This window comes from Sporomusa sp. (genome assembly GCF_035561255.1).
Taxonomy (GTDB): Bacteria; Bacillota; Negativicutes; order Sporomusales; family Sporomusaceae; genus Sporomusa.
The window spans coordinates 1-4680 of record NZ_DATMXX010000354.1; the positions used below are offsets into that span (position 1 = coordinate 1).

Sequence of the window (4680 nt, forward strand, 5' to 3'; positions counted from 1 at the left end):
CTTCAGTATCTTTACCCAATATTCAAGTACGGAGGAAATGAATACGTTGGGGGTCTTTGGTGAACTATTCGTGAAAAGTTAAACCAATGCCCCCCTTTGTTTGCAGTGTGATAAATCCGATCGGTTTGCATCAATTTTCTATCACCCTAACCAGATCTTTGTTAAGTTGGCGGAACATACTTACTAGTTGACACCCACTGAAATTCAGCCTTTGGTTCAATTAACCTCAGCATTGATGCGAACAAAATTGTGGCCATCTCCGTAAAGCCAGTACGTATGAAGAATAAAATTAAGTACCACCTGTTTACTGAACTAAAAGTTCTCCCTAAAGCTTCTTTTACAGTTGTATAAACAGCATCATTGATCACATTGTTGGGCAGTGCTGGTTGCACCTCTGAGTTTGCTGAAACATGCTCCGAAATATCCAGCGTATTAATATCATGAATTATCAACTTATATTTACTTACAAACTCCCCGGCTCTTGGCCGAACTGTCCATTTGCACAGGTTACAAGAAGTTTCAGATTTAATATAACTCCCTAAATCAAAAGTCTAGTCCAACCTTATTAAAGAATTTAATAAGTCCATATACTAGATGTAAAGCATACTTATTTACAAAATAATAAAGATTACTACTCTCTTAACTAGCATAAATATGTTCCGCTTTGTGCTGAGCAGAAAAGTTATTAGGATCAAGCTTTACGTTCTTAGTATCCGCTCCACAATACTTTTCTCTAGCTTGATAATAAGTCGGAACTATCTTACCAAGTATTGAAATAATTTCTTCTGAATGTGCCGTGCTTAGATACCCCAATCCCATTTGAAATTGCTGCATTTCTACCGACTTAAGATTCGCTACATAAATTTTCTCATGCTTAGTAGAAGTTGTACCTTCTTCTGCAGTCAGAAGTTCCTCAAAGAGTTTCTCACCAGGACGTAATCCGGTAAACTTAATTTCAATGTCTATCCCTGGCTCTAATCCGGAAAGCTCGATAAGATCGGAGGCCATATCAACGATTTTAACAGGTTCACCCATGTCCAGAACGAACACCTCGCCACCATTAGCCAAGGCACCTGCCTGTAGAACAAGCTGCGTGGCTTCAGGAATTGTCATAAAATACCGCTTCATATCAGGATGGGTTATAGTAATTGGACCACCCTTAGCAATCTGTTTTTTAAACAATGGCACAACACTGCCACGACTCCCCAGCACATTACCAAACCGTACGGCAGCAAATCTCGTATTGCTTACTCTGTTCATGTTTTGAATCACAAGTTCGGCAACCCGTTTAGTCGCTCCCATCACACTGGTAGGGTTAACAGCTTTATCGGTTGAGATCATAATGAATATCCCTGTACCGGCTTTGTCCGCAGCTTCAGCAACCGTTTTTGTTCCAAATATATTATTGCGCACAGCTTCCACTGGCTGTGCTTCCATTAACGGAACATGCTTATGAGCAGCTGCATGGAATACTACTTCAGGTTTTAATCGAGCAAAGAGTTCATTAATTCTGTATTCGTCGCGAACGTCAGCAATAACAGCTTCGATGTTAAATTCGCTGTATTTTTCGCGAAGTTCTCTATCAATCTCGTAAATGCTATTTTCACCTTTGCCCAGCAATATAAGTTCACCCGGTGAAAGTTTAGCAATCTGTCGACAAAGCTCCGAACCAATTGATCCGCCTGCCCCTGTAACCAATACACGCTTCCCAGTAAGATAACCGGCAATCTGCTCAAGATCAAGTTTAACCGGTTCCCGCCTCAGCAAATCTTCCAAATCAACATCACGTAATTGTTGTACAGTTACTTTGCCATCAATAAGTTCATAAATACCAGGAACGATCTTAACCGCGCAACCGGTCTGCTTACAACCCTGAACAATCTCCCGTAATTGTGCTCCGCCAAGAGAGGGGATAGCAATGATTATTTCATTAACCTTATATTCAGCCGTTATGCGTTTAATATCCCTGCAACCGCCAAGTACCTTAGCTCCAAACAACATCTGATTCTGTTTATATGTATCGTCATCGATAAATCCGATTAATTTTTTTGTCTCACAATACCGCTGTCCTATTTCCCTGGCAATCATGGCCCCTGCATCACCGGCGCCGACAATAACAGTATGCGTTGTCTGTACTCTTTGCATTTGGCGAGTTAAATGTACAATTCGAATAAACAATCTGCTGGTACCGATAAGCACAATAACCAGCAGCCAACTGATAATAGGAATGCTTCTTGGAATATTTGCACCGGTTGCATACATATAAACACTGATAATGCAACTGCTTATCGACACCGCCAGGACAATTCCCAGCAGTTCATGAATACTGGCATACCTCCATAACCGTTGATATAAACCAAAAAGATAAAAGGTAGCCAATCTAATTAATACAATCTCCGGCAAGTAGTTCAGAAAAAGATCAATGTAGCGGTTATTCACTGCTCCCTCGAAACGAATATAGAGGGCGATAAATGGAACCGCAGCAACGATAAACGCATCAATTAATATGAGACATAACGACACCACTTTACGTCGCATAGGACCACTCCTCAGTCTTACTTCGCAATTTTTTTCTCATTCCCATAGTAATAATAGTAATATGCATGCTCTTCTTCAATCTCTACCCTGTTTAAAATAACCCCAAGAATGTGAGCATTGGCTTTTAATAGAAGTTCTTTGGCTTTTTGTGCCATTTCCGGCCTAATCTGGCCGGCGGCCAACACAAGCAAAATACCATCTACGCTGGGGGCTAGCACACAAGCATCAGTAACAGCGACGGTCGGTGGTGCGTCAATAATGATAATATCTGCTAGTTCCTTCAGACACTCAATGATTTCCCTCATTTTAGCTGATCCCAATAGTTCCGAAGGATTAGGAGGTATCGGCCCGCTTGTTAGTACCTGCAGATTATCAATATCGGTATTCTGGATCAACTCCGCCACAGAGCAATCTTCGACAAGAATATTAGTTATACCCCTGTTTTTTTTGCTAAAGATTTTGTGCTGAACCGGTTTACGCAAGTCACAGTCAACAATAATTACCTTTTTCCCGGACTGAGCCATAGCTACCGCAGTATTGGCAGTCGTAGTTGATTTACCTTCTCCTGGACCTGCACTTGTAAACATGATGACCCGCATATCCCCGTCAATCTTCGCAAATTGAATATTCGTCCTCATCGTGCGATATGCTTCGGCAATCGGTGACTTTGCATCTTCATGGACGATGAGTTGTCGTTTTTGAACCATAATTCACCTCTCCATACGTGTTAGTACTCTATTAACCCTGATGCCCAATCTTTCCTTTCAGAAATTTTATGACTCGAGCAAACCAATTTGCATCGCACGGAATCGTATCACTATTGAAATCAGGGATACTTCCAATTACCGGCAAATCTAGATAATTCTTAACATCTTCAGTTGTTCTGATTGTCTTATTAATATATTCATTAAAGAAGGCCATCCCAGTTCCCACAAATAGACCAAGTATAGCAGCAATCACGATATTAAGAACTTTTTTCGGTTTAATAGGATCCTCTGGTGCGATTGCTTTATCAATAATTTGCACATCTGTCGGTTCCATTACTTCACTAATACGGGCTTCCTCATAGCGTTTAGCCAGCATTATGTAAATTTCCTGAGCAACATTGGCATCACGAGCCACTTTGATTAAACCTTGTTCTTTAGCTGGCAATTTGGTAATCTCCCGACTGCCTTCGGATATAATCTGGTCAATAGCATATTTTTGAGCAGTCGCAATTGCAATCTCAGCCTGTGATTGAAGCTGAGTCTGTAAAAGCCCTTGGTAGATTGGATTAATAGAGGAGGATTCAGCGTTTACGACCCTGGTAATTTCAGCGTTCAGCATAGCCCTTGTTTCATTAATAGCCGCTCGTAACGCGACCACTTTTGGATGCTTGTCAGTGTAATTTGGAACCAAACTTACAAGTTGAACTTCTAAATCTAATAACTTTGCTTTATATTGCTGAATCAAGAGATTATCAGCGACAACTCCAGAGCTTTGATTGCCAAGTTGTTGCTCAGCACTGGCAAGTTTTGCTTTGGAAGATGCCATAGTAACTTTATTATCAGCATTTAGTTTGTCAATACTGGCAAGTTTGTCTAATAATGCTTTAGATTCTAGTGAAGGATCTACTATCTTCTGCTCTTGCTTATATTTTTGCATCAACGCTTCAGCCTGTTCCAGCTCTGCTTTCGACTCTTTTAGTCTCACACCAATAAACTCTTTGACGGTCGACTGCTCACCCCTGACAAGCGCTGTCATTCTCCCCAGAAATACCTCAATTAGGGCATTTGCCACAAGTTGGGCTTCTTCCGGTGAACCAGCCTGGATTCTGACGTCCAATATCTCAGTGTCTTTTACTGGTTGAGTCGTAATCCTTTTTAACATATCTTCGTATGTAGGAATCTCTTCCTTATTAGCTTGGGTTTTATCAATCACTTCCTGAACTACCGTCCGGCTCTTAATAATCTCGGCATAAGTAGACATTAATTGTTTGGTACCCATCGGATTGCCGGTAGGCAAATCCGATAACAACGAACTTGCCAGACCCTTAGGCTGCTTAACCCTGATTGAGGTTTCCGCCTCATATGTAGGGGGGATAAGGAAACTGACTACAGCAACTATAATTATAAAGCTCATTAATATACCAATAATTAGCTT

3 protein-coding genes are annotated in these 4680 nt (G+C 41.0%); all 3 read right to left on the reverse strand.

Going from position 1 to position 4680, the window contains the following annotated elements:
• Positions 1–639 precede the first annotated feature (639 nt).
• Positions 640–2538, reverse strand: coding sequence for a nucleoside-diphosphate sugar epimerase/dehydratase (locus tag VN379_RS20085; RefSeq protein WP_325537144.1), 1899 nt, complete (start codon positions 2536–2538; stop codon positions 640–642).
• Between the two features lie 17 nt (positions 2539–2555).
• Positions 2556–3245: a CpsD/CapB family tyrosine-protein kinase gene (locus tag VN379_RS20090; protein WP_325537146.1), complete on the reverse strand. Its 690-nt coding sequence runs from the start codon at positions 3243–3245 to the stop codon at positions 2556–2558.
• 31 nt (positions 3246–3276) lie between these two features.
• Positions 3277–4680 (reverse strand): GumC family protein (locus VN379_RS20095; RefSeq protein ID WP_325537148.1); only part of this gene is annotated, 1404 nt, incomplete at its 5' end.